We start from the raw sequence: 23,469 nt of genomic DNA on the forward strand, positions 1-23,469 counted from the left end.
CAAACCAAGTAGCAAAAGCTACTTGAACGCCGCGGCGATGCTCGCTTTTTACAAACCAAGTAGCAAAAGCTACTTGAATGCCGCGGCGGGGCTCGATTTTCACACACCAAGTAACAAAAGCTACTAGAACGCCGCGGCGGTGCTCGCTTTTTACAAACCAAGTAGCAAAAGCTACTTGAACGCCGCGGCGATGCTCGCTTTTCACGCACCAAGTAGCAAAAGCTACTTGAATGCCGCGGCGATGCTCGCTTTTCACGCACCAAGTAGCAAAAGCTACTTGAACGCTCTGCTCTGCGGAACTTTTACTACATCGAGGAGGTTAGTTAATGTCAGAGCCATTCGAACCTTATCGCTATGCCGATCTTAGTGGGTTTCAGCAAGCATTGGAGCAAATCCGCGGTTTAGAGGATAAGTTATCCAAAGAAACTGGTCATCCCGTCACATTAATCGCATTCGAGCCCGCGGAGAACAAGTCAGAGTCTGTTTGATTTATACCGGCAAATGGCCGCTCTCGCTGACAAAGGTCAGCTTGGCGGCCATTTTGTACTGTGTAGGTACGGGCATCCTCGTTCATTCGGCCATACATAAATCCAACCTGCTTGGGATAGATCCTGGAGATCCACCGTCCAGATTCGCTCATAATCATTCAATTCTTCTACCCCGCTGAATTCCTCCAGACGGTCGGCGGACTCAAGTCCATCCCGATCAATGCGCAGCCACCAGCCTTGCGTTTTTGCTTCATTCAATTCGATGTCGTATTCGCGCGGAACGCGTACTAAGGCAGGATAAGCTCCGTTAGCCGCGTCTACAAGACGTCCTCTGACGATACCGGGTACGGCCTCCTGCACCCAGCCCGATACAGCTCCGTAATTGCGTTCGCCCGGTTGCAAAGAGCCATAAACAAACAGCCAGATTTGCTCCTGCACCCTACTCATGTGAACCTCGGCGCGGCAACCGAGACACCAGCCGCTTCCAAACCGGTTCGAATCATCCCAGCTGCTTCGGCCGCTCCCGGACCGTCGCCATGCAGGCATAAAGTGTCAGCACGAACTGTCGCCATACCTCCGCCGATCGCTATAACCTCGCTGCGAAGCGCAATCGACAGCGCTTGTTGGAGCACCCGATCAGGATCATGCAGCACCGCACCTGGCACATCACGACCGGCCAAGCTACCATCCGAAAAATAGCCCCGGTCTGCGAAGCCTTCTGCTATAACTGGCAGACCAAGTGAAGCTGCGGCCTCCAGTAGTTTGCTGCCTGTTTGGCCATAAATGGTCAGTCCTCCAAGGTCCGCAGCCGCCCGAGCAACAGCTAACGCATGCTCCAAGCTACTGCCGCACTGGTGATAAAGCGCACCATGTGGCTTAATATGACGCAGCTGTCCGCCCGCGGCGCGAACGAAAGCTTGCAACGCCCCCACTTGGTACAGCACTGCTTCATAAACCTCTTCGGCCGTAAGTCCCATCGGCCTGCGTCCAAATCCTTGACGGTCCGGGTAGCCCGGATGGGCTCCGATGACAACGTTCGCCTTTAAGCAGCGCTCAACGGATTCGCGCATCGTTCGCGGGTCACCCGCATGCCAGCCGCAGGCGATGCTAGCGCTAGTGATACTCTTTAGGAGCGCCTCATCCGCACCAAATGAATAAGCACCGTAACCTTCGCCAAAGTCAGCGTTCAGATCAATCGTTGCATTTTGCATGGGAGACACCTCCTGGATTGTTTGGTTGAGTGATCGGTGAGTGAGTGATTAGTGATTGAGTGGTTATTGAGTGTTTAGTGGTTATTGATTGAGTGGTTATTGAGATGATTAAGCAAATAATTGAGACGAATGAAAAACGATTGAATATACAATTGAAGTCTAATACCGTTGAATAAAGGGCGCGAGAGCGGGCTTATATTTCATTTGTTCCACAGCGCCAAGTCAAACTAAGGTATTCTGGATGCGGCTGCCCGCTTTAAGTCGGAAAAACCTTCGATTGCAGAGCTGCATCTAGCAGATCAAACCCCTGACGAGTTTAACTCGGAAAAACCTTCAATCGCAGGGCTGCATCTAAAAGATTAAGCTCCCGTTCCTGCTGCAATTGGAGTTGCTGCGCCTCCTCAAGCTCCACAGATGCGAAGCGCACTTTGTCGCCCGGCCGAACCTGCGCTAGCAGCGGCATATCGGCGGAGACGACATGCAGGATGACCGGGTAGCCGCCTGTCGTCTGGCAGCCCGCCCCCAGCACAACGGGGGCGCCGCCTGGCGGCAGCTGCACGGCTCCCGGCAGGACACCGTGCGAGAGAATATCCGCACGGTGCTCCAGCATGATCGGCGGGCCGTCCGGCTGCAAGCGGACGCCCATCCGATCGCTGACGGGAGAGGCGGTCAGCCGCTCCCGCCAAAGCCGCATACGGGCAGCTTCGCTGAGCTGCCCGTATGCGGCCCCCGGCACCGCGCGAAGCACGGTGCCGGGGCCGGCTGCGCCGCGCGCCATGAGGCGCGGCGCGAGCCACGGCGCGGCGGCGGGGCATAGCCCGCCGCCGGAGGCGCCTATGGCGGCGCGCTGCGCGAGCGCCGCCGTCCATGCTGCGGCGCGCGCCGAAGGCTCGCCGCAGGCAAGGGCATCGCCGGCCGCGAAGCGCCGGGCGACAGCCGCAGGCGGCCCGGCGCTTACGCCGCCGGGCTCCGACAGGCCGCCGACACCTCCGGCGACGGCCAAATAAGCGCGGCAGCCGCTACGCGCGCGGCCGATAGCAACGATGCTGCCTGCCGGCAAGTAGACGGCGCGCCAGGTCGGCAGCGGCCATCCGTCCACGGCCGCCTCCATATCTGCGCCGCATAGAGCGGCGAGCAGCCCTTCAGGCGCTTCGACCCGCAGCTGCGGCCCGCTCAGCGTCAGTTCCAGCGCGACAGCCCCGCGCTCGTTGCCGCAAAGCAGATTTGCCGTCTGCAAAGCTATGGCATCCATCGCTCCACCAGCTGGCATACCCTGAGATCGCCTGCCCGATCGGCCCAGATCCTGCAGCTCCATCATCATACCAGGATGGAGCACATGAAAAGCGATCTTCCACATCCTTCCTTTCCCTCCTCCCGAACCTAACTTAGCTCTGCTCTGCTCTGCTCTATAAGTTGAACTTAAAAACTTAACAGAAAAAATCCCTCCGCGAACCAATCCTTCTTCCGATCGCTGGCAGTCCGATTCCTTGATTCCTATCCCTTATAGGGGAGAATCCACCTGTAAATGCGATCTCGCTGCTTCTCCAGAAGGTCGGTTCGCTCCGCTTCCTCGCTTGTTTCTCTAGTTCAACTTATATAGAATCGATAACACTCACTAATAACATTCACTCACCACCCACTACCCATCCGCTCTCCGCCCGGCCCCGTCGTCATTGCCGCTCATCAGCCGCCGCATCTTGCGGGTTGTCGTTGTATCGGGCGCAGGTGTGTAAATGCTGCAACGAAGATCCTGATCTCCCTGCACCTGCAGGCTTGTCAGTTGAAACTGCATTTTTCCAGCTTTGGCGTGGCGGAATTCCAAAATAACTTCCGGAGCCGTGCTAACCCGGCTCTCGTCCCATAATTTGCGGAAGCGCGGATGGTGAAGCTCCATCTCCTCAATAAAAGCTTCATACCAGTCATCGTCTGCATATTGACCATAATAGGAGCGAAAAATCGCCAAATATCCGCGAACGAATTGCTCCCAATTGACCGCCAGCCGCTGCAGTTCGGGGCGAGTAAACAACAGAGTAATCATATTCCGCTGTTCCGGCGGCACAGTACCGAAGTCCAGAAATACGCGTGCAGCCGCTTCATTCCATCCGGCGATTCGACAGCGTCTATCCGAGATGATCGCCGGACAGCTGGATAGCTCACTCACAATGAGCTGCAGCGCCGCCGAAGGCAGCGGCGGAGCATCCGCCGCACTTCCTTCTGCTTCTCCCGTAGGAGCATTGCCGCCATCACTCGCAAGCGAAGCAAGGTACTTCCGTTCATCCCCGCTCAGCCTGAGCGCCTTGGCTACTGATTCCAAAACAGAAGCCGATACGCGGATGTCCCGCCCTTGCTCCAGCCAGGTATACCAAGTCGGGCTGACGCCAGCCAGCTGCGCCACCTCTTCCCTTCTAAGCCCAGGCGTACGCCTGCGTCCTCCGGCTGGGAAGCCGTGCTCTTCCGGATTCAGCGCCATGCGCCGCGACCGGAGAAAATTCGATAGAGCTTGAAGCCTAGCCTGCCGGTTCATGCCGTTCCTCCTTTATCCTGTTACCTTTTATACTAGTATAAACGACAACTTGTACCAGCATAAGACCTGTGGCAAAATGCTTTCAAGACCATAACGGATCAACAAGGAGCTGAAGTGCAGATGAATATTCACCGCAGCCTCAACAAGCCGAAACCCCAACATCGCGTTGTCATTACCGGCATGGGAGCCGTCAGCCCTTTCGGGCATAACGTTTCCTCCCTATGGGAAGGGCTGGCTGCCGGCCGCTCCGGCATTCGAAGAATCAGAGACAGCGGTATCTCCCCCGAACTCCTGCAGCAAATGGATGGGGACGCGATTGCCGGGTTCGTACCCGATTGGGACGGAGAAGCCCGATTCGGACGCAAGGAAGCGCGAAAAATGGATCGCTTCGTCCAGTTTGCCCTGGCCGCCGCCGAGGAGGCGTTACAGCAGTCCGGACTGGACAACGGCAAGCTAGTCCCGGAACGAACCGGAGTTTATGTCGGTTCCGGCATCGGGGGCATCGGCACCTTGATGGAGCAAGCAAATGTGCTATTCAAGCGCGGCCGCTCCCGTGTCAGCCCGACGCTTGTTCCGATGATGATTGCCAATATGGCGGCCGCGATGATCAGCATTCGCTTTGGCATAACCGGTCCCGTATTAGCCCCGGTTACCGCTTGCTCGATCGGCAATACGGCTATTGGAGAAGCGATGCGCCTCATTCGCAACGGAGGAGCCGACGTTGTCATCGCCGGAGGTGCTGAAGCGGCTGTGTCACCGGTCGCGCTGGCCGGGTTCGGCAATGCAACCGCACTTGCTTCATTCAAAGGCGATCCTGCCGCAGCCAGTCGCCCTTTTGACGCCGATCGCAGCGGGTTTGTCATCGCCGAAGGCGCCGGCATCGTCGTGCTTGAATCTCTGGAGCATGCGATGGGCAGAGGTGCAGAGCCGCTTGCCGAGGTGCTTGGATACGGCGCCACCTCCGATGCTTGGCATATGGTCGCCACCGATCCAAGCGGAAAAGGCGCAGCAGCAGCCATGCGGCTGGCTCTGGAGGACGGTGGCCTGACCCAAGGTGATATCAGCGTTATAAGCGCTCATGCAACCGGCACCTCTGTAGGCGATCTTTCCGAAACGAGGTCCATTCGCAGCGTGTTCGGCGAAGGGGCGGATCGTATCCCAGTGACAGCAAATAAATCTATGACCGGCCATATGCTCGGTGCCGCGGGTGGAGCAGAAGCCATAGCTCTTGTGCACATGCTACGCGAAGGGCTCATCCCTCCGACGCTTAACCGGACAACGCGGGATCCGCTTTGCGATCTGGATTATGTACCGCTTCAAGCCCGCCATGCGGAACTGAGGGTAGGGCTATCCAATTCCTTCGGTTTCGGCGGGCATAACGCGGTTATCGCGCTTGGTCGTTTCAACTAAATAAAGGAACAAAACGGATCCGATCTCCCGCCGTCAGCAGCGAAGGCCGTTCTCTCGAAATATCCACCAGCACCGTGTCCGTGCGGCCGATTAGCTGCCAGCCGCCGGGCGATTCCGACGGATAAATACCCGTCTGCGCTCCTCCAATACCGACCGAGCCTGCAGGCACGCGAGTTCGCGGCGTCTCCCTGCGGGGCTGTGCAAGCTCGGGGGGCAAGCCGTCGAGATAAGGAAAGCCGGGTAAAAAACCGATCATGACAACCCGATAAACCGGCGATGAATGCGCTCTGACAAAAGCCTCTGGCGACATGCTGCTGCGCTGGGCTGCTTCCAGCAAGTCCGGACCTCCATCCCCGCCATAAGAGACGGGAATCTCGATAGGAGGCCGTTCCAGCACTTTTTCGAGCGGAGGCAACAGGCTGAGCCTATTGTCTATCCTAATTTTGGCCGATTGCCAAAGAGCAGGGGCTTCCTTATTTTCCTTGGATCTGCTTTCCTTGGAAACGTTCCTGTCGGACTTGAACAGCTTGATCGGATCGTATACAGCAAGCACCGAATCATATCCCGGCACGGCATCCTCAAGCCATTCCCAGCCGCTAGCCTCCAGCCATGCAGCTGCGTGAGCCATCTGCCGTTGCAAACGCTCCCCCTGCAGCGCTGGCTCGCTGGAGCGGATCATAATTGCTCTGTCACCTGCCGGCAAGCTCATCAGCAATGGACGGCCTGCGGGATTATCAAGCTCGCTGTTTCCCGCTCCTCTAGTTCCTTCATTCTGCTCCATGATTCCCTCTCCTTTCTTCTCTCTATTTTACCACCTCCTAAGCATAGTTAACTTGAAAAGAAGAAACTCTATTTGTTATAGTTAGTGCTTCATCTAACTTCAATTAAACTGTATCCACATAGGTATGAAATGACTTATCCGGCAAGCGTTCACTAATGCTTGTGCTGCGGTATTTCGCTAGCTCAAGCAGCCCCGCGGCTCAAGTCGCGGGGCTGCTTTCTGCTATCTTTCATTTGCTGCTCTGCAAGCTTTGCCCACTGGATCGAGATGCTCTGCCAGCAAGCTAAACAGATTTCGCAGCTTCCAGCTTTTCCATAAAAACTTTTTGCTGGAGGCAGTCGTTGATTGCACAGGAGGCTACAACATCATGCTTACCGCCCACATGCTGGGAAAACAATATAAAACAGAATGGGCACTGCGACCGCTAACCCTTCAGCTAGGGACCGGCTTGCACGGACTGCTTGGCCCGAACGGCGCTGGTAAATCGACGCTGCTGCGGCTGTTCGCCGGAATGCTCGCGCCAACTACAGGCGACGCCTTGCTGCGTGGCAGTTCGGTGCGGGATTTCCGCCGCAATGGGGGCCGGATCGGCTACCTTCCGCAGAATATGCGGGTGCTGCCCCAATTCACCGCTCGCCAGTGGCTGCTTCATGCAGCTTCGCTGCAAAGCAAAGCCAGCCTCAAGGAGCGGATGCTGATCGTCGACGATGTGCTGGAACAGGTTAATCTGCGGAGCGAGGCTGATGTGCCGGCCCGTTCCTACTCTTTCGGCATGATCAAGCGTCTGGGCGTCGCGCAGGCACTGCTATCGGCTAGCGATCTGCTGATCGTCGACGAGCCGACCGCCGGGCTCGATCCCGAGGAAAGAATCCGCCTCCGCCGAGTACTCGCCGAAGCGGCAGCGACGAGAGTTGTATTGCTCTCAACGCATGTACTCGGTGATATCGGGGCCAGCTGCCGCGAAGTAATCGTGCTCGGCCGTGGACGGCTGATGTACCATGGCAGCACGCAGGGTCTGGCAGGGTTTGCCGAAGACCGCACTTGGGCCTGGGAAACGTCTGAGAATGAATGGCGGCGGATGCCGCTGGACGGTCTGCTTTCTGCCCGCAAAACCGACGAGGGCATTTTATGCCGCGCCTTGTCGGAGCGCTCGCCGTCACCTTTTGCACAGCGTGTCGAGCCGACAATGGAAGAAGGTTATCTAGCGCTGATGGGACATCAGGATCACCAGGAAGCGGGAGGGCTGTTCTGATGCACATCATGCTGCGACAAGCAGCGATGGAGCTAAGATCGCTAATGTTGCTGCGCTGGACACTGCTGCTGCCCGCCGCTGCTGCAGTTTGGATGATTTTGCACACATGGAGATTGCGCCCGGAATCGTCTCAGGACGTCAACCTGTACGCTGCAGATACCCATATCATGCTGCTCATGCTCACAACAGCCATCCCACTGCTGCTCGGCGTACTCCTGATCCGGCGCGACCTGCTTCATCCTTCTGCAGAATGGCTGTTCCGGCTGCCCGTCTCGGCCGGCGGTTGGATGGCTTCCAAATGGCTGGCCGGGTTTGCTTACATGACTCTTTACACAGCAGCAGTCAGCGCCGCTTATGCCGCTTCCGCTCTTCGCCACGGCGTGCCCCTCTATTCAATCTGGCGGCAGATCGGCCTGTATGCGCTAATGTACGAGCAAGCTTTTGCCCTGTCGCTGGCGCTCGGCTTATTTCTGGGTGTACTGCTGCCGCTCCGTTTCTCGCTGCCGGCCGCGTTCTGCGCCTGGGTGTTCGGCTCCTTATTTCTGCAAACCTATATTCGGCCGGTTTATGAACTAGGTTGGTTGAAGGCGTTTTACTTGCAGCCGCTGTTCAACAATAGTCTTATAGGTAACGAGGCCTGGTCCTTTATTTTGGCCAAAGGTGAACTGCTGCGCATCCTTCTATTCGGTGCTATATTCGCGATATTCCTGCTGACAGCAGGAGCCGCCTTGCTTGGACGCAGCAAACCGCCGCTAAATCGGCGGCGTCCATGGCTGCTGACGCTGGCAGCGCTGCTTGCAGCAACAGCGGCTTTCCTGCCTTTCTCCTCGCTCAACATGGAGAGAAATGAGCATCGTCAACAGCTGGAAGCAGCGGCTGCCAAGCCTGGCGAGCTGCAGGAACCAGCTCCCTACCGTTTCCAACTGGACCGAATGAAGTTACAGGTGGATTCGTTGCCGGAGCAAACTGGATTCGAAGCTCTGGCTACCTTGGACATCCCTACCGTCCACGGCAAACTGCTTCCCGCTGAAGGAAACGTCCTTCTTTATCGCAAAGAAAATACCGTCTCACTATTACTTTATCCTTCGCTCGAGGTGCGCTCGGTGGAGCTGAATGGCGTGCCAATTACCTGGGAACGCCAAGGTGATAGGATCCAATTTTCCGAAGATCTGCTCAATCACTATCAGTACACACAGACAGTAGAGATCACCTATAACGGCCAGCTGGACGAATGGCTGAGCGGAGCGGGCGGCAGTGAAAGCTATCTCGCATTCACACGCAAAAACGCCCTTTATCTGCCCGCATCACTAGGCTGGTACCCGCTGCCGGGCGGCGATACGCTGCTTGCACTGGGCGAAGATCAGCATCTGCTAGATCGACCTGCATCCAATATTACGCCGAATACGGAGTACGAGGTCGTTCTGTCTGGCTTCGATACGCAATTGTTCGGGACGATTCAAAATGAAGAAATATCATCAGCATCTACTCGCTTCCAGGGCGTCTCGGATAGCGGTTTAACGGTAGTGGGCGGCCGGTTCCAACGCATCAAGCTCCCGAGCGAGCCGATCGAGATCGTGACAACTCCGGGCAATGCCGATGAGGCCAATGAATTTCTGAAGCGTTTTGCAGAACGCCGCAGGGGTCTGGAGACACTGACCGGAACACCACTGAACTCCGTTCGGCAGATTTTCTTTTTCCCGATGCATCTGATTGGAACTCCAATGGCGACACCATCTATCACCCGTTCCTGGTATGCCGAGAACGACACTTTGTTCATTCCGCAGACGGAACATCGTAATCTTGATAGCTACGCTGAAGATGCGCTGAGCACATTACTCTTATTCGGAGATACCGGTCGTGGAGCTGAAAATGCCCGTAAAGAAGCAGTGGCAAAACCATCCGTTGCCTTGGAGATCCGCTCCGCTTATGCTTATCTGTATAATAAAGAGAGCGGGGATAAGGACCCATACCGGCTCCAAGCCGATGAAACGCCGGAATGGAAGGCGATCCAGACGCTAATTGACGCGGCTTATGCCCGTGGCCATGCTGGCCTAATTCATGAAGTGTTAGCAGGCTTCCGCAAGTCCGGACTGACATTGCCGGAGCCGCCGCGCAACGCAGCCGGAGAGTGGCTTGCCGCGGATGCTGTTCCTTATATAACAATCGACGATTTCATGAGAGAATGGCGCAAATTAATGCCGGATGATAAGCTGCCAGCGATGCCCCAAGACGAAGGAGGTTAATACCGTGACGGATGAAGAATTGGTCCAGGGAATGATGAACGGCGATCAGGCCTGTTTTGAAGCGCTTGTTCACCGCTATCATGCCCCTTTGTCAGGGTTCCTGCAGCGCCAGTTAAAGGATCCCGGACGAGCGGAGGATATCGTGCAGGAAACATTCCTCAAGCTGATCCGCCAGCTCAAAGATAAACGTAATCCCGATAACGTCCAGGCTTGGCTGTATCGGGTTGCCATGAATCAGTGCCGTGACTATTGGAAAAGTTCCGGTTATCAGACCGACCGCAACCGCTTTGGCGAGCCGCCGGAGCGTAAGGACGAACGGACTTCCGTTGTGGAGCTGGCCGAGCGCCAGGAGACACGCCGCGAAATCCGGCAGACGCTCGACGAGCTCCCTAAGGTGCAGCGAGAGGTTGTGCTGCTCCGCTTTTATCAGGATCTCAAGCTGCAAGACATCGCTGATGTGCTCCAATTACCACTTGGTTCGGTAAAGACGCATCTGTACAAAGCGCTCCGCCGACTCAAGTCCAAGCTGAGCAAGGATCAGGAAGTTCCACTACCCGCGAGAGGAGGCAAAAAAGATGGAATTGCCGAACGATAAAGAATTGAAACAGCTGGAAGACGAGCTTCGCGCTCCCCTGGCATCCATACAAGTGTTTCCCGTTAAAGCGGCCGACACAGTACGCTTGCTCGCTGCTCTACAGCCAGCCTTCGAAGGGTTGCGGCCGGAACTGGCGGGAAGCGGTATACCCGACTGGATGAAGGACAATCAGACTGGCTCCAAGCACCCAACATTGCTTAAGCTGCTTCGTACGCAGCTTGGGGCTTACTCCCGGGCCTACTGGCTGGCTAGCCTCGGCGTTTTTTTGATGCTGATGTACATTTTGCCTTACGGCTCGGGGGAAGAAGGCTCCTCCATGCTCAGCGAGGTAAGCGGCAAGCTGTCGCTTTTCCTGCCGATGATGTTCCTCTCTGGTCTGTTATATAGCTTCCGCAGCTGGAACCGGGAAATGCGTACGATCGAAAGTATCACCCCCTATCCGCCTGCGCTGCTATTAATGGCCCGGGTCATGATTGTCGGCGGCCTCAACGTGCTGTTTGGTCTGGCAGCTTCGCTGTATATGGCCTCACGGCTCGAGCAGTTCCCGGTGTTGCCGTTTATCCTGCAATGGATGTCGCTCATTCTGCTCATTGCTGGCGGAGCCGCATATGTCATGCTTAGAGCAGGTGTCAAAAGCTCCTTCGTCGTCGGTTCTCTGTTCTGGATGGGCTGGAATGTAATGGAATATGTACTGCGCATGCCGGAAAACGGTAGCTCCGCGCCGGAAGCAATTCGCACCGCGATTTACTGGCTCTGCCTTGGCGCCGGCATCATGATGACCTGGATGGCCTACCGCCGCAGCCTTGTGATCAAACGCGTCGTATAGGGGGCTGCAAGTATGATCGAGCTTAGCGGAGTTCGCTGGGAACGGCGTGCTGGCGTATTCACGCTGGATGTTCCCCGTCTGCTGCTGCGCGAGGGCATCACGGTGATGGCCGGTGCGAATGGTTCTGGTAAATCCTCGCTGCTACAGCTGCTCGCAACAGCAGAATTCCCGGATCAAGGCGGTATCCGTTACGGCACTATGAGCGGCGACCGCGATCTGGCAGCGATTCGGGCTTCAATCGGCTATGTGCCGACTGGGCTTGAACTGTACGAGGATATGAAAACGGAAAGGCTGCTGCGCTACCTATCCGAACTGAAAGGCGAGGCCGGAAAAACCGAGACGGATCGTGTCATAACGCTATTCCAACTTGAGCCGTACCGGCGGCGAGCAATCAAAACGCTGCCTCAAGGCGTCCGTCAGCGCATCGCCTTGGCTCAGTCCGTTATCGGCTCACCTGACTATCTCTTTTTGGACGAGCCGCTCAACGCGCTGGACTCCATCGAAAGGCTGCGGCTCATCCGCTTCCTGGCCTCCTATGCCCGTGGACGCTCCGTCGTTGTTTCTACCCATGAGCTGAATGAATGGGAAGCATGGGCCACCCGCATCCTGTGGCTGGACGAAGGCAAACCGCTGTTCCATGGTACGCCCCAGTATTGGACAGCAGGGCTGCCCAATACGGTCTGGGCCGGAGCCGTAACCCATGAGCGGTACTTGGAGCTTCCTCCCGAGACGCTGCTCCAGGTTCGGCCGGAGCAGGAGCTTTGGAGTGTGCGGCTGCTGGCCGAGAGCAGTCCCGGACGGGAATTCTCCCGTCAGGAGGCCACTCTCGAGGATGCTTACTTTATCCGCTCCCGGGCTAAATAGAAGTCGTTCGTTTTGGGTAATATGAAGCGGTTGATGAACTTCTCCTCTCGTCACTCATTGGTTTGACATTGTAAGTTTATTAAGGGGCCGCCCCAAAAGTCATTGGTAGATGATGACTTAGGGCTGCCCCTTTAATTTGTTTTGAAATAGCCGAGAAGACTCCCTCTTCTATATGGGGAGGTCTTCTCGGCTTAGATCGCAAGTACAATATAGGCTGATGGCGCTGAGTTGGTTTTGAAGCTGAAGCTCTTTGAGCTTTGTTCGTGTACATGAACTTGAGCACCCTCATGCGTAACGAAACTCAGAAGCCTTATTTCAGCAAAATGAGGGGGTTTCGAGACGTAACGGAACTGAGAGACGTTATTCAGGGAGTCGTGTGGTAAAATCAACCTTTTTGACTCAAATAACGCCGCTCAGTTTCGTTAGCCATTTCATTTGCTGTTTTGAGGGGGTATAGGCTCTCTCAGTTCCGTTAGGATGTGCAAGAACAAGCCGGGTGCTTCGAGCTTAACTTTCCTCTGCCAGATGCATCGGAATTTTAACGGTTATCCGTTCAACACCAATTCCATTGCTGAATTTCTAAGTATAAATCCTCTTTTTTCATAAACTGATTTCCCATCTGCAGAAGCGTTTAAAATTATACGACCGACATTATTGCTTTTTGCAAATTCAATACAATTATCCATTAAAGCCGTCGCGATTCCCTTTCCCCTATAATTAGGAATAGTGTAGACATTCGTTATGTAAGCATCAATTCCTAAGAGATTATGTAAATATGGTGGGCGCATGATTAAAATTAATCCGCATGTTCCAATTATTTTCCCTTGGGATTCTGCAACAAATGAGATGTACTCTCCATTATTCAAATGTTTTTCATAATACATCTTGTTAGCATTTCTGATCTTATCCATCTCCTCCTTATTTTTTATATTTCCTACTTCTTGAAGTAGTTCAATTCGAAGTTCAAGAAGATTTTCTAAATCAGAATGTTTCGCACGTCTTATTTTAAACTCCATATAATGCAACGCTCCTCTCTTGAAAAATGTATTAGCCATATGCCAGACTCTGTCCACATTAATACTTCATAGAAATTCGAATTAGCATAATCCGTCCTAACGTGTGTGTAATAAGATACTTCGTCATATCTTTAGCTGTAGAGTAGAAACTCCCTCTATTTGTAACAGCAAGCCTTAACACTTTGTTTGAAAATTAGCTTTTCCTTCCAAAGTTGCATGCAAGAATTTTTTCGACTTTCTCAATCGCTTCTGAATATCTTCAATTTCTTTGATTTTTACGTTCATAGAATCTCAAGGTTGATATTGGCAGTCCCGTTAATTTTGAAAAATCATTTATTCTTATCCACTAGCGTTGCATAAATGTTTTCGAAACTTTCGAAATATTGAGTTATCTCATCGTACATGCACAAAAAAATCCTTTACAATAGATATGGGAGGTAGTACCTGTCCATAATCCACTGAAAGGATTAGCGCATGGATAAGGATACCCTATTTTCTTCATTTGGTAAATGGATTGCACCCATTTTTACGAAAACGTTCACAGATCGAATCGCCGAAACTCGCCAGGATGCGTATGTTAAAAAGCTCACGACGACTGCATATCTCAAGCTGTTTTTGCACGCTCAACTGCATCAGCGGGAGGGCCTTAGGAGCATTGCAGATGATTTGCTGAGTCAAGCCTTCCAGCACGAACTCGGATTTGAGTCCATCTCGTCCAGCCAACTTTGCCGGAAAAACAATGGGGTCGATCCGGAGCTGCTTCGGCATGTTTTCGAGCAATTGGCCAAGAAGATCGTATCGAAATACACGGCTCTTGGAGACCGGCATGCGATCAAAATCATCGATTCTACGACGGTTTCGCTTTGTCTGCAGACGTATAAGTGGGCGCAATTTCGCAAAACGAAAGCGGGCATCAAGCTTCATCTGCGTCTAGCTTTTGTTGGCGAAGACGACGTTCTTCCTGAATTCGCGACGATTACACCCGCCAAGAAAAATGACCGGACCCAAATGGACTCGCTCATCGATGAGGAAGGCGTCACTTATGTGTTTGACCGCGGTTACGTGGACTACAAGGCGTTTGACTCGTACAGTGAGCGCGGGATTCATTTCGTGACACGGCTGAAAAACAACGCTGTTATTGAGCCGATCGAGTCATTTGAGATCCCAACTGGCAGTTTGGTGACAATGGACGAACGTGTACGGATCGGCTCCTCACAAAAGCGAGCCAAACATGAATTCCGCATGATTGAAACTTCCGATTCAGAGGGAAATCAGCTGATTCTCGTTACGAATCATTTTGATCGGACAAGCGATGAAATTTCGGCGATGTACCGGAGCCGTTGGGTGATAGAAACGTTCTTTAAATGGATGAAGCAGCATCTGCGAATCAAGCGGTTTTACGGAACAAGTGATCGTGCTGTGCACAACCAGATTTGGATCGGGCTGATTGCCTTTTGCCTGCTGGTGCTGGTGAAACAGGACACGAAGACGCCACATTCTCTGCTGCAGTTAAGCCGGTGGCTAAACGTATTGTTGTGGAAACCGAGTGAGCACTGGCTGAATCGAATCCATCGTCCACCGAGTCGGAAGTCAACGGGTCGTAAACGAAGCGAATCGTCGTAATCGCAAGAGCCAGAAAACAGGTTTGTCGGAACTCATTTCTTATATACATAAATTACCAAATGGACAGGGCTACCTCTAAGGAGAGTTCGACCTTTTGGTTTTGTTGACATCGATAGTGTGTTTGAATATTCAATTTATTTTATAGTGAAGGTTTATGCAACGCTAGTGATTCTTATCATTTGGCCTCTCTTTATTCATTTGCTATAAACCTCGGTTTATAGTTCATAATGCGATTATGATAACGATCGACATAAACAATGTCAAAAAAATTTTCCGTTATCAAAGGGAGAGATTCTATGTTTAACGGTATTCTGAACAACGATTTCGCCAGTATAGTCAAGGGAAGGCGTTCAGTCCGTAATTATGATGAGAACATTAAAATATCAAAAGAAGAGATAAGCGAAATCATTTCGGAAGCCAGTCTGGCTCCGTCCTCTGCAAATATGCAGCCTTGGCGTGTACTTGTGGTTGATACGCCGGAAGGAAAAGAGAAGCTAAGACCTCTTGTGCGTTTCAATACTTTACAAAACGATACTTCATCTGCCATGTTATTAATTTTTGGTGATACCCAGAGCTATTTATATGCTGAGGAAATTTACAATACTGCCGTGGAACAAGGAAACATGCCCGCTGAAGTACGCGATAGTCAACTCAAAACCATTCTATCCATGTTTCCAACCCTGCCAAAGGAAATGAAAGTTGAAGTTGCCAAGGTCGATAGCAGCCTCTTTGCCATGCAGTTAATGTTAGTAGCTCGTGCACACGGGTATGATACGAATCCAATGGCAGGCTTTGAAGTTGACCAGGTAGCTAAAGCATTTGATTTAGATGAAGAACGCTATGTTCCAGTAATGATTATTTCAATAGGAAAAGCCAAGGAAGAAGGATATGAATCCGTTCGATTAAGTTCTGACAAGATTATATTTTGGAGCTAACCGTTTATTCGTAAGGTATAGCACAGTTGCTTAATACAGGGACCAATAGTTTATTAAAAACAGTGGCAGCCCAGGGCTTTATTTCCCGTCCACAGCTGCCGCATCTTCTTTCATGGGGATTATTTTAATACCTTCATCCAAGTCTATTATTATGCCTATGTCCGGCAAGATGTCTTTCCTAACTTACAGCAGGAATTGCCGAAAAACTTGCCGTTACTTATGATAAGGTTCACCGTATCGCCGTAACAGCGAGAAACAGATCATTTAGTCCGAATAGGCTATGGTAGACCTAAGCATATTTGATCGTTCGGTCCGGATATGCTATGGTAGACCTAAGCATATTTGACCGTTCGGTCCGAATAAACTATGGTAGGTCCATACTTTTTCGTAAAGAGGTCTATTCCACCAAAGAAAGCGAGGCATCTGAATGAGTACCATTTCCTCCGAAAAGGCCGTACATATCATGAGTCTTTTCACAATCAGTTTTATTCGTAAAGATTATGATTCAATGCTCGATTTGTTTGATGAAGATGTAATTTTTGAATTTCCTTATGCCCCTCAACCGTATCCAAAACAATTGGTAGGCAAAGCGGCGCTGAAGCAGCACCTTGACATGTTGGAAGACATGCTTGAGATTACTTCTTTTACGACACCGATCGTTCATGTGTCGGCCGATACCCCGGTGTTCATTGCACAGTTTGAAGGAAGCGGCACCGTACTGGCGGAAGGTATGCCTTATGAACAACAATACATTTCTGTAGTAGAAGTTAAAGACGACAAGATTATAAGGTATCAAGACTACTGGAACCCGTTAGCGCTTTGATGTAAAGATTTGATCAATGATAAAGGAGCTGCTCTCATGCATATCGAACCATCAACTCGAATTCTGCTCACCGGGGGACAAGGGAAAACTTCCTCCCGTATTGCGCAACTTTTAATTAACCAAGGCTATCCCATCCGAAGTGCCGGGCGTAGCGCATCTAATATGGACGATGCAGGGGCTGACCATGTACGCTTTGACTGGTACGATGACTCCAACCATGAAATCGTTTTGCAAGGCATTAGCGCAATTTATCTTGTTGCCCCGCCGGATATGCATCCCGAAGAAGTCATGATTCCTTTCATCCGTAGAGCACTCGACGCTTCTATTCGCCGATTCGTTCTGCTGTCCAGCGCATCCGTCTCAGAGTATGGACCGGTTTTTGGCCCCGTCCATCAGTACCTGCAAGAGCACGCACCTGAATGGGCTGTGTTGCGTCCTTCTTATTTCATGCAAAATTTCACTGAAGGCGGACACGGGCATACCCTGCGTCAGCAAGGGCAAATCTTTACCGCTACTGGTGACGGCAAAGTAGGATTCGTAGATGCAGAAGATATTTCCGCAGTCGGTTTTCATGCGCTAACTGACAAGGAGCCGCACAACAGGGAGCATATTATTACAGGGCCTCAATCACTCTCTTATGATGAAGTAGCCGCTTTGATCCACAGGCTTACCGGCCTAACCGTCGATCATCGCCTCATTACAGAAGAACAATATGCAGAAGCGCTTACTGCTGCAAGCGTACCTGCGACCTATGCCGAATTCCTTGCAGTGTTGGATGTCCGTATCCGTCTGGAAGGTTCAGAAGACCAGGTTACAGACACTGTACTCCGTGTTACCGGACGAAAGCCGCGCTCATTTGAGGATTTCATCCAGGACAATAGAACCTGGTTCCATTCCGCTTAACAGCCCGTAGCAATTACATAGAAGGGCTTTCCCAATCGTCATCGCAGATGAACAAGGGGAAGCCCTTCTTTTTATACAACTCAATTTACTTTACTTGCCTTCATGATGGACAGCACAATCTGCTTAATACTGACCAATTTCTGTTCATCCATTCCTAGCTTTGCCGCAAATACCAAGGCTATTCTTTCATTCGCAAGAAACCGGGACAAGTCTCTGATATTCAATTCTATACTTAATTCTCCCTGTTCCATCCCTTTTTCCAGCATCGTATAAAAAGCATGCTCTACCTGTTCGGTATTCGCATGTAAAAATGCAGCCAACTCCTCGTCATGAAGTGCCTGCTCAATCGCGCTGCTGATGATGAAGCATTTCTGCCGCAACTCCGGGTCTGTGAGAATCCTAATCATCGTGGAGAAAGCCTGCTCCACTTTGTCAGTGACCGTTCCCGGCTGATCCAACAGTTGCTGCAGGTCATGATTTTTTTGATCCATATAGTATTTGACCGCCGTAAGGAATAAATCACGCTTAGTGCCGTATGTGTCATATATACTCTGGCGGGCAATACCCAGCCCAGTTATTAAGTCTGGCAGCGAGGTTCCTTCATAGCCCCGGCTTCCAAAGACGCTCATGGCTTTATGTAGTACTTCATTCGTATCAAATGCTTTTGTTCTTGCCACCTTCAGTGCCCCTTTTAATTTTATCATAGGGCAAACAACGAAAAGCTGCAACGATAGTTAAGAATTCAACGGCCTGATTGTCGGTGCTTCAGCACTTTACCTATGATCACCTTTTTATATCCCCAAAGGGCGTGGCCGCAGGCAGCCGCTTCGACGCCTTCTGACAAGACACTCGACCTTTCTACGTCGGAATAGCTTTTTTAACCGTACGGATGATCCTTCGCACGGCTACAATCGATTTATTCTGCTTTCGATATATTGATTACTTCCAGATTTATTCGGCCATTTCTTTAATAACGTGTTATATCATACACCTACTTCGATACTAAGTCCCTTAGGTTTACGACTACCTTTACTCTCCGCTTTACCACTATTTGTGGTACGGTTCTACACTTAATGTTGAAGGTGTGCTGGGTTTGACGCTTACAGTCACTATTGTTTAATCTGCCAATATATCTACTCACTAGCGTTGCATAAACCTTCACTATAAAATAAATTGAATATTCAAACACACTATCGATGTCAACAAAACCAAAAGGTCGAACTCTCCTTAGAGGTAGCTCTGTCCATTTGGTAATTTATGTATATACGAAATGAGTTCCGACAAACCTGTTTTCTGGCTCTTGCGATTACGACGATTCGCTTCGTTTACGACCCGTTGACTTCCGACTCGGTGGACGATGGATTCGATTCAGCCAGTGCTCACTCGGTTTCCACAACAATACGTTTAGCCACCGGCTTAACTGCAGCAGAGAATGTGGCGTCTTCGTGTCCTGTTTCACCAGCACCAGCAGGCAAAAGGCAATCAGCCCGATCCAAATCTGGTTGTGCACAGCACGATCACTTGTTCCGTAAAACCGCTTGATTCGCAGATGCTGCTTCATCCATTTAAAGAACGTTTCTATCACCCAACGGCTCCGGTACATCGCCGAAATTTCATCGCTTGTCCGATCAAAATGATTCGTAACGAGAATCAGCTGATTTCCCTCTGAATCGGAAGTTTCAATCATGCGGAATTCATGTTTGGCTCGCTTTTGTGAGGAGCCGATCCGTACACGTTCGTCCATTGTCACCAAACTGCCAGTTGGGATCTCAAATGACTCGATCGGCTCAATAACAGCGTTGTTTTTCAGCCGTGTCACGAAATGAATCCCGCGCTCACTGTACGAGTCAAACGCCTTGTAGTCCACGTAACCGCGGTCAAACACATAAGTGACGCCTTCCTCATCGATGAGCGAGTCCATTTGGGTCCGGTCATTTTTCTTGGCGGGTGTAATCGTCGCGAATTCAGGAAGAACGTCGTCTTCGCCAACAAAAGCTAGACGCAGATGAAGCTTGATGCCCGCTTTCGTTTTGCGAAATTGCGCCCACTTATACGTCTGCAGACAAAGCGAAACCGTCGTAGAATCGATGATTTTGATCGCATGCCGGTCTCCAAGAGCCGTGTATTTCGATACGATCTTCTTGGCCAATTGCTCGAAAACATGCCGAAGCAGCTCCGGATCGACCCCATTGTTTTTCCGGCAAAGTTGGCTGGACGAGATGGACTCAAATCCGAGTTCGTGCTGGAAGGCTTGACTCAGCAAATCATCTGCAATGCTCCTAAGGCCCTCCCGCTGATGCAGTTGAGCGTGCAAAAACAGCTTGAGATATGCAGTCGTCGTGAGCTTTTTAACATACGCATCCTGGCGAGTTTCGGCGATTCGATCTGTGAACGTTTTCGTAAAAATGGGTGCAATCCATTTACCAAATGAAGAAAATAGGGTATCCTTATCCATGCGCTAATCCTTTCAGTGGATTATGGACAGGTACTACCTCCCATATCTATTGTAAAGGATTTTTTTGTGCATGTACGATGAGATAACTCAATATTTCGAAAGTTTCGAAAACATTTATGCAACGCTAGTGATATCTACTATCAAATACGATTTCTTTTCTGATTTTGTGTACCATCACTTGTGATAAGGTTCTCCGCAATGTCTGTAACGGCAAGTTTTAAAACGAAAATAGGAGCCCCATAGCTGCAAGCTCCGTATAGTGTACCAGAAAATATCCTTACTCTTCTATATTTTTGAACGTACACATTTGGGAAGTAATGCCTGGTTTACCAATAGTTATAAGAAGGACCCCTAACAATCGAAGAAGTACCTCTACTTTTATTCCTACCTTAAACCCTCCTTTACCCCTCTCTAAAAGACCCAAGTCAATCAGTTTATTTACGGTTAGATCAAAATCAGCATCCAATGCGGAATCGTTTTTTAACGAACTTTCGCTAATCGCGATATCTGAAGCAAAATAATGTTTTTGGGTAAACAAAGCCGTAAATAGAGAATCCCATTCTTCCGGGAATAGGTCGAATGGTAACGACTGGTCCTTCCAAATTGTTTCAGTTTCCCTTAAGGCCTCGATAGAAACATTACAAAAAAACTTTCCCCTCCACCAAACTGTGGCCCCATCAGGACCTGCGTGTACAAAAGGCAACCCCAGTTCAGTAGAGTCATTTTCTAATGTTGTTTTGTTAGGCTCCAAAGACATGTCATCAATTAAATGAAAGAGTTTAAAGGCTAAATCGATTTTTCTGCTTGGTTCCAGCTCCCGCATTTCAGATTCAAGAGATGGGAGATAGCGATTTATACCACCAATTTTGTCAGCCCCAAGTAAAAAATCAGTTGTACACTCAAGAGCCAGAGCAAGATTTACTAGGAGCGTAGTATCCGGTAGGGAATCGCCATTTTCCCATTTTGAAACAGCCTGACCTGATACATTCAATTGTTGTCCTAGTTGTTCCTGTGTCATCCCTCTGCGATGTCGAAGTACAACGATTCGTTTTCCCATCCCCGTTACATTAGCCAATCTCAAAACACCTCTTTTCAAGACTAGTAATCTTAAAACGCTCTAGGGAGCGGTTAAACCGGATTCCCTCGCTTTCGTTTTGATTATAGTTCCATGGGAATATTTGGGGTATAGAGGTGTGCTTTATATATACAACCACAAGTTGATTTTTCCTACTTATAGTTGAGGGGAATTCAACCTGGTCTCCAGTTAGCTTAAAAACCGGTTCTTCACGGGGGCCGGAGCGCAAGAGGAGTTCGATTAGACCATAAATTCACATTTCTATATAGACACAAAGCCACTCCAGACAATGGAGTGGCTTTGTTAATGGAACTTCTCTCTATCTTAACAATGTAAGTATTTCTTTTACAGAATTATCAACAAATGGTCGTTCAGGACGAGATTTCATGAACACGGTAAGTCCTATTAACGATATGAGTAGCGTCTGCGCTAAACCCTTTGCGTTAATACCGGGATCAAGCTCACCTGAGCGTAAACCTCGTTCAATCGTTTCTTGGAATATTACCGAGAGATACATCTGATGTTCTCTTGTGAGAATTTCAAATTTCTCATCATGAGGCGCAAGTTCCACCATCGAATTGATGCAAAAGCACCCCCGTTTCGGACTTTCCTCATATTCTTTTGCCACCATATTTTCAAAAAAGGCACGGAATGCCTCTTTAACAGAAGAATTAGTTTGAAGATTGGTGCGAACATAGGCAGCATGGGAACTCGTATATTTTCGTAACGCAGCTTCGAATAATCCTTTTTTGTCTCCAAAGGTGGAGTATATGCTTGGACGCTGAATGCCCATTCTTGATGTCAAGTCGCTTAAAGAGGTTGCTTCGAACCCTTTTTCCCAAAATAGTTGCATAGCTGCATCCAATGCCTTTTCCTCATCAAATTCGCGTTGTCGAGCCATAGCAACCCCCTATTTTCATATCGAACGGTACATTATGATTTTATTGTATGAAGATCATACTGTCAATAATATTAAGTCCTTACAAGATGATCTTGACAGTTATCTTTTTCCAGAGTTATATTTATCAATAAATTTCATACCAAACGGTATTTTATTTATTCTAAGGAGGCGTCACCTTTGAGGAAGTTTGTTGAAGAACCGAAAGTCATTACCGTGGATTATACAGACAAACACGTTGAACCAGCTCAAGAAGCGCTCCTAACATCAGAATCAGTGCCCACATCTTTAATGTCTCGCAAGGTTGCACTCTTATTTGCAATCGCCTGCGGACTGGCAGTCGCCAACATATATTACGCGCAACCGTTGCTAGACGCTATTTCAAACGAGTTCGGTATTACTCATTCATCCGTCGGCATTATTATTACAATCACTCAAGTTTGTTACGCACTTGGACTGCTACTGTTAGTGCCCCTCGGAGATTTATTAAATCGACGTTGGCTGATCACTGGACAGATGTTAGTATCCGTGTTGGCTTTAATTGTGGTTGGCACCGCCCCCACCAGCATGGTGTTATTCATAGGCATAGCTGCGGTTGGATTGTTTGCCGTTGTGACACAGACGCTCGTTGCGTTCGCGGCAACTTTGGCTGCCCCAGCCGAACGTGGGCGTGCCGTGGGTGTTGTGACAAGTGGAATTGTAATTGGTATTCTACTGGCGCGAACTTTCGCTGGCGTATTAACGGATTTAGCCGGTTGGCGCTCTGTCTACCTTGTCTCTGCTGTATTAACGCTAATCATGGCCTGTGTATTATTTCGGGTGTTGCCGCATGATGAGCACAAAAGAGAATCATTATCCTACCTACAGTTGATTCGTTCGCTGCTCACGTTGTTCGCACAAGAACGAATTCTGCGAATCCGTGGTACACTAGCCCTGATGATTTTTACCGCTTTCAGTATATTATGGACTTCCCTAGTGCTGCCTCTCAGCGCTCCACCGCTTTCTCTTTCACATACTGCGATTGGAGCTTTTGGCCTCGCTGGAGTTACTGGGGCATTAGCAGCAGCACGAGCAGGTCGTCTTGCCGATCGAGGTTTAGGGCAGAAGACCACAGGCGTGGCATTAATTTTGCTGCTTATATCATGGTTGCCAATAAGTTATACTCAACATTCGCTTCTCGCATTAATCGTCGGCATTATCCTTCTTGACCTGGCAGTACAAGCCGTACATGTCACTAATCAGAGCATGATCCTTACTTTGCGCCCTGAGGCACGCAGTAGGCTTACTGCTGGTTACATGATTTTCTATTCCATTGGTAGCGCCACCGGGTCAATCGCATCCACCAGTATCTATGCTTACTCAGGCTGGAATGGAGTTTGCTTGTTAGGTGCAATTGTCAGTGCTTTGGCTCTTCTATTCTGGGCATTGACCCATCGCCTTAAATGAAAGTATTGCGTCGGGAACGCACCACTTGCCTGCCTTGCAACTCTAGCACGATGGCTAATAAACGATCTGTTTTGTTCATTGACTGCCCCCTTGAGGCGTAA

General features: G+C 50.4%; 23 protein-coding genes. 12 read left to right on the top strand and 11 right to left on the bottom strand.

All coding sequences use genetic code 11. The annotated features are described in order from the left end of the window. Positions 1 to 139 precede the first annotated feature (139 nt). Complete coding sequence (locus CGZ75_RS24545; protein WP_141136724.1) at positions 140 to 367, top strand: hypothetical protein; 228 nt, start codon at positions 140 to 142, stop codon at positions 365 to 367. Positions 368 to 524: 157 nt separating this feature from the next. On the opposite strand, the gene CGZ75_RS11375 is transcribed toward CGZ75_RS24545, so the two are convergent. The 4 genes from CGZ75_RS11375 to CGZ75_RS11390 all read right to left on the bottom strand — a co-directional run bounded on the left by CGZ75_RS11375 (position 525) and on the right by CGZ75_RS11390 (position 4,223). Next, positions 525 to 935, bottom strand: a complete 411-nt coding sequence (locus tag CGZ75_RS11375) for a gamma-glutamylcyclotransferase family protein (RefSeq protein WP_176444773.1) — start codon at positions 933 to 935, stop codon at positions 525 to 527. Further along, positions 932 to 1,699 (bottom strand): LamB/YcsF family protein, encoded by a 768-nt coding sequence (locus CGZ75_RS11380; protein WP_089524260.1) that lies wholly within the window; start codon positions 1,697 to 1,699, stop codon positions 932 to 934. Before CGZ75_RS11380 ends, CGZ75_RS11375 begins: the two co-directional genes overlap by 4 nt. Before the next feature lie 316 nt (positions 1,700 to 2,015). Then, positions 2,016 to 3,155 carry a 5-oxoprolinase subunit C family protein gene (locus CGZ75_RS11385; protein WP_245850785.1) on the bottom strand — a complete coding sequence of 380 codons (1,140 nt, stop codon included), beginning with the start codon at positions 3,153 to 3,155 and terminating at the stop codon, positions 2,016 to 2,018. 183 nt (positions 3,156 to 3,338) lie between these two features. Next, entirely contained in the window at positions 3,339 to 4,223 is an 885-nt protein-coding gene (locus CGZ75_RS11390; RefSeq protein ID WP_089524261.1) for a helix-turn-helix transcriptional regulator, read from the bottom strand. 120 nt (positions 4,224 to 4,343) lie between these two features. Between CGZ75_RS11390 and fabF the strand changes: the two genes are divergently transcribed. Further along, positions 4,344 to 5,633 (top strand): beta-ketoacyl-ACP synthase II, encoded by a 1,290-nt coding sequence (gene fabF / locus CGZ75_RS11395; RefSeq protein WP_089524262.1) that lies wholly within the window; start codon positions 4,344 to 4,346, stop codon positions 5,631 to 5,633. On the opposite strand, the gene pxpB is transcribed toward fabF, so the two are convergent. Beyond that, entirely contained in the window at positions 5,626 to 6,414 is a 789-nt protein-coding gene (gene pxpB, locus CGZ75_RS11400) for a 5-oxoprolinase subunit PxpB (protein WP_089524263.1), read from the bottom strand. The two genes, fabF and pxpB, sit on opposite strands and share 8 nt — an antisense overlap. Before the next feature lie 367 nt (positions 6,415 to 6,781). On the opposite strand from pxpB, the gene CGZ75_RS11405 reads away from it, so the two are divergent. The 5 genes from CGZ75_RS11405 to CGZ75_RS11425 are packed head-to-tail and all read left to right on the top strand — an operon-like array spanning position 6,782 to position 12,194. Then, positions 6,782 to 7,666 (top strand): ATP-binding cassette domain-containing protein, encoded by an 885-nt coding sequence (locus CGZ75_RS11405; RefSeq protein ID WP_089524264.1) that lies wholly within the window; start codon positions 6,782 to 6,784, stop codon positions 7,664 to 7,666. Beyond that, positions 7,666 to 9,909, top strand: a complete 2,244-nt coding sequence (locus CGZ75_RS11410) for a hypothetical protein (RefSeq protein WP_089524265.1) — start codon at positions 7,666 to 7,668, stop codon at positions 9,907 to 9,909. Before CGZ75_RS11405 ends, CGZ75_RS11410 begins: the two co-directional genes overlap by 1 nt. 4 nt (positions 9,910 to 9,913) lie before the next feature. Further along, on the top strand, positions 9,914 to 10,504 hold the full coding sequence (locus CGZ75_RS11415; RefSeq protein ID WP_089524266.1) for an RNA polymerase sigma factor: 591 nt from the start codon (positions 9,914 to 9,916) through the stop codon (positions 10,502 to 10,504). Next, positions 10,485 to 11,330 (top strand): hypothetical protein, encoded by an 846-nt coding sequence (locus tag CGZ75_RS11420; RefSeq protein WP_089524267.1) that lies wholly within the window; start codon positions 10,485 to 10,487, stop codon positions 11,328 to 11,330. Before CGZ75_RS11415 ends, CGZ75_RS11420 begins: the two co-directional genes overlap by 20 nt. A gap of 12 nt (positions 11,331 to 11,342) precedes the next feature. After that, positions 11,343 to 12,194: an ATP-binding cassette domain-containing protein gene (locus CGZ75_RS11425; protein ID WP_089524268.1), complete on the top strand. Its 852-nt coding sequence runs from the start codon at positions 11,343 to 11,345 to the stop codon at positions 12,192 to 12,194. A 545-nt stretch (positions 12,195 to 12,739) separates the two neighbouring features. On the opposite strand, the gene CGZ75_RS11430 is transcribed toward CGZ75_RS11425, so the two are convergent. Beyond that, positions 12,740 to 13,210 carry a GNAT family N-acetyltransferase gene (locus tag CGZ75_RS11430; RefSeq protein WP_176444774.1) on the bottom strand — a complete coding sequence of 157 codons (471 nt, stop codon included), beginning with the start codon at positions 13,208 to 13,210 and terminating at the stop codon, positions 12,740 to 12,742. Between the two features lie 259 nt (positions 13,211 to 13,469). Next, positions 13,470 to 13,553 carry a MerR family DNA-binding transcriptional regulator gene (locus tag CGZ75_RS26340; RefSeq protein ID WP_342745671.1) on the bottom strand — a complete coding sequence of 28 codons (84 nt, stop codon included), beginning with the start codon at positions 13,551 to 13,553 and terminating at the stop codon, positions 13,470 to 13,472. Positions 13,554 to 13,684: 131 nt separating this feature from the next. Between CGZ75_RS26340 and CGZ75_RS11440 the strand changes: the two genes are divergently transcribed. From CGZ75_RS11440 to CGZ75_RS11455, 4 genes are all read left to right on the top strand, one after another. Further along, a complete protein-coding gene (locus CGZ75_RS11440; RefSeq protein ID WP_089522625.1) occupies positions 13,685 to 14,833 on the top strand; it encodes an IS4 family transposase in 1,149 nt (382 codons plus the stop codon). Positions 14,834 to 15,129: 296 nt separating this feature from the next. Continuing rightward, the gene (locus tag CGZ75_RS11445) at positions 15,130 to 15,768 is read left to right on the top strand and encodes a nitroreductase family protein (protein WP_089524270.1); all 639 of its coding nucleotides are present in this window, start codon (positions 15,130 to 15,132) and stop codon (positions 15,766 to 15,768) included. A gap of 427 nt (positions 15,769 to 16,195) precedes the next feature. Beyond that, entirely contained in the window at positions 16,196 to 16,591 is a 396-nt protein-coding gene (locus CGZ75_RS11450) for a nuclear transport factor 2 family protein (RefSeq protein ID WP_089524271.1), read from the top strand. A gap of 36 nt (positions 16,592 to 16,627) precedes the next feature. Beyond that, positions 16,628 to 17,494, top strand: a complete 867-nt coding sequence (locus CGZ75_RS11455) for an NmrA family NAD(P)-binding protein (protein WP_089524272.1) — start codon at positions 16,628 to 16,630, stop codon at positions 17,492 to 17,494. Between the two features lie 80 nt (positions 17,495 to 17,574). Here the strand turns inward: CGZ75_RS11455 and CGZ75_RS11460 are convergent, their stop codons facing one another. The 4 genes from CGZ75_RS11460 to CGZ75_RS11475 form a co-directional block, all read right to left on the bottom strand. Then, the gene (locus tag CGZ75_RS11460; protein ID WP_089524273.1) at positions 17,575 to 18,171 is read right to left on the bottom strand and encodes a TetR/AcrR family transcriptional regulator; all 597 of its coding nucleotides are present in this window, start codon (positions 18,169 to 18,171) and stop codon (positions 17,575 to 17,577) included. Positions 18,172 to 18,800: 629 nt separating this feature from the next. Next, positions 18,801 to 19,949 (bottom strand): IS4 family transposase, encoded by a 1,149-nt coding sequence (locus CGZ75_RS11465; RefSeq protein WP_089522625.1) that lies wholly within the window; start codon positions 19,947 to 19,949, stop codon positions 18,801 to 18,803. A gap of 277 nt (positions 19,950 to 20,226) precedes the next feature. Beyond that, the gene (locus CGZ75_RS11470) at positions 20,227 to 21,024 is read right to left on the bottom strand and encodes a helix-turn-helix domain-containing protein (RefSeq protein ID WP_217900052.1); all 798 of its coding nucleotides are present in this window, start codon (positions 21,022 to 21,024) and stop codon (positions 20,227 to 20,229) included. A 319-nt stretch (positions 21,025 to 21,343) separates the two neighbouring features. Then, entirely contained in the window at positions 21,344 to 21,925 is a 582-nt protein-coding gene (locus CGZ75_RS11475) for a TetR/AcrR family transcriptional regulator (protein WP_089524274.1), read from the bottom strand. Between the two features lie 288 nt (positions 21,926 to 22,213). Here CGZ75_RS11475 and CGZ75_RS11480 point away from each other — a divergent pair, with 288 nt between their 5' ends. Next, a complete protein-coding gene (locus tag CGZ75_RS11480; RefSeq protein WP_089524677.1) occupies positions 22,214 to 23,368 on the top strand; it encodes an MFS transporter in 1,155 nt (384 codons plus the stop codon). Positions 23,369 to 23,469: the final 101 nt, after the last annotated feature.

Source organism: Paenibacillus herberti (assembly GCF_002233675.1).
Lineage (GTDB): Bacteria > Bacillota > Bacilli > Paenibacillales > Paenibacillaceae > Paenibacillus_O > Paenibacillus_O herberti.

What these genes read in the sequence shown, in the direction of transcription:
- CGZ75_RS11410 (WP_089524265.1), top strand. Translation starts at nt 7,666, where the DNA reads ATGCACATCATGCTGCGACAAGCAGCGATGGAGCTAAGATCGCTAATG.
- CGZ75_RS11440 (WP_089522625.1), top strand. Translation starts at nt 13,685, where the DNA reads ATGGATAAGGATACCCTATTTTCTTCATTTGGTAAATGGATTGCACCC.
- CGZ75_RS11445 (WP_089524270.1), top strand. Translation starts at nt 15,130, where the DNA reads ATGTTTAACGGTATTCTGAACAACGATTTCGCCAGTATAGTCAAGGGA.
- CGZ75_RS11430 (WP_176444774.1), bottom strand. Translation starts at nt 13,210, where the DNA reads ATGGAGTTTAAAATAAGACGTGCGAAACATTCTGATTTAGAAAATCTT.
- CGZ75_RS11380 (WP_089524260.1), bottom strand. Translation starts at nt 1,699, where the DNA reads ATGCAAAATGCAACGATTGATCTGAACGCTGACTTTGGCGAAGGTTAC.
- CGZ75_RS11455 (WP_089524272.1), top strand. Translation starts at nt 16,628, where the DNA reads ATGCATATCGAACCATCAACTCGAATTCTGCTCACCGGGGGACAAGGG.
- CGZ75_RS11405 (WP_089524264.1), top strand. Translation starts at nt 6,782, where the DNA reads ATGCTTACCGCCCACATGCTGGGAAAACAATATAAAACAGAATGGGCA.
- CGZ75_RS11480 (WP_089524677.1), top strand. Translation starts at nt 22,214, where the DNA reads ATGTCTCGCAAGGTTGCACTCTTATTTGCAATCGCCTGCGGACTGGCA.
- CGZ75_RS11475 (WP_089524274.1), bottom strand. Translation starts at nt 21,925, where the DNA reads ATGGCTCGACAACGCGAATTTGATGAGGAAAAGGCATTGGATGCAGCT.
- pxpB (WP_089524263.1), bottom strand. Translation starts at nt 6,414, where the DNA reads ATGGAGCAGAATGAAGGAACTAGAGGAGCGGGAAACAGCGAGCTTGAT.
- CGZ75_RS11375 (WP_176444773.1), bottom strand. Translation starts at nt 935, where the DNA reads ATGAGTAGGGTGCAGGAGCAAATCTGGCTGTTTGTTTATGGCTCTTTG.
- fabF (WP_089524262.1), top strand. Translation starts at nt 4,344, where the DNA reads ATGAATATTCACCGCAGCCTCAACAAGCCGAAACCCCAACATCGCGTT.
- CGZ75_RS11425 (WP_089524268.1), top strand. Translation starts at nt 11,343, where the DNA reads ATGATCGAGCTTAGCGGAGTTCGCTGGGAACGGCGTGCTGGCGTATTC.
- CGZ75_RS11450 (WP_089524271.1), top strand. Translation starts at nt 16,196, where the DNA reads ATGAGTACCATTTCCTCCGAAAAGGCCGTACATATCATGAGTCTTTTC.
- CGZ75_RS11420 (WP_089524267.1), top strand. Translation starts at nt 10,485, where the DNA reads ATGGAATTGCCGAACGATAAAGAATTGAAACAGCTGGAAGACGAGCTT.
- CGZ75_RS11465 (WP_089522625.1), bottom strand. Translation starts at nt 19,949, where the DNA reads ATGGATAAGGATACCCTATTTTCTTCATTTGGTAAATGGATTGCACCC.
- CGZ75_RS11390 (WP_089524261.1), bottom strand. Translation starts at nt 4,223, where the DNA reads ATGAACCGGCAGGCTAGGCTTCAAGCTCTATCGAATTTTCTCCGGTCG.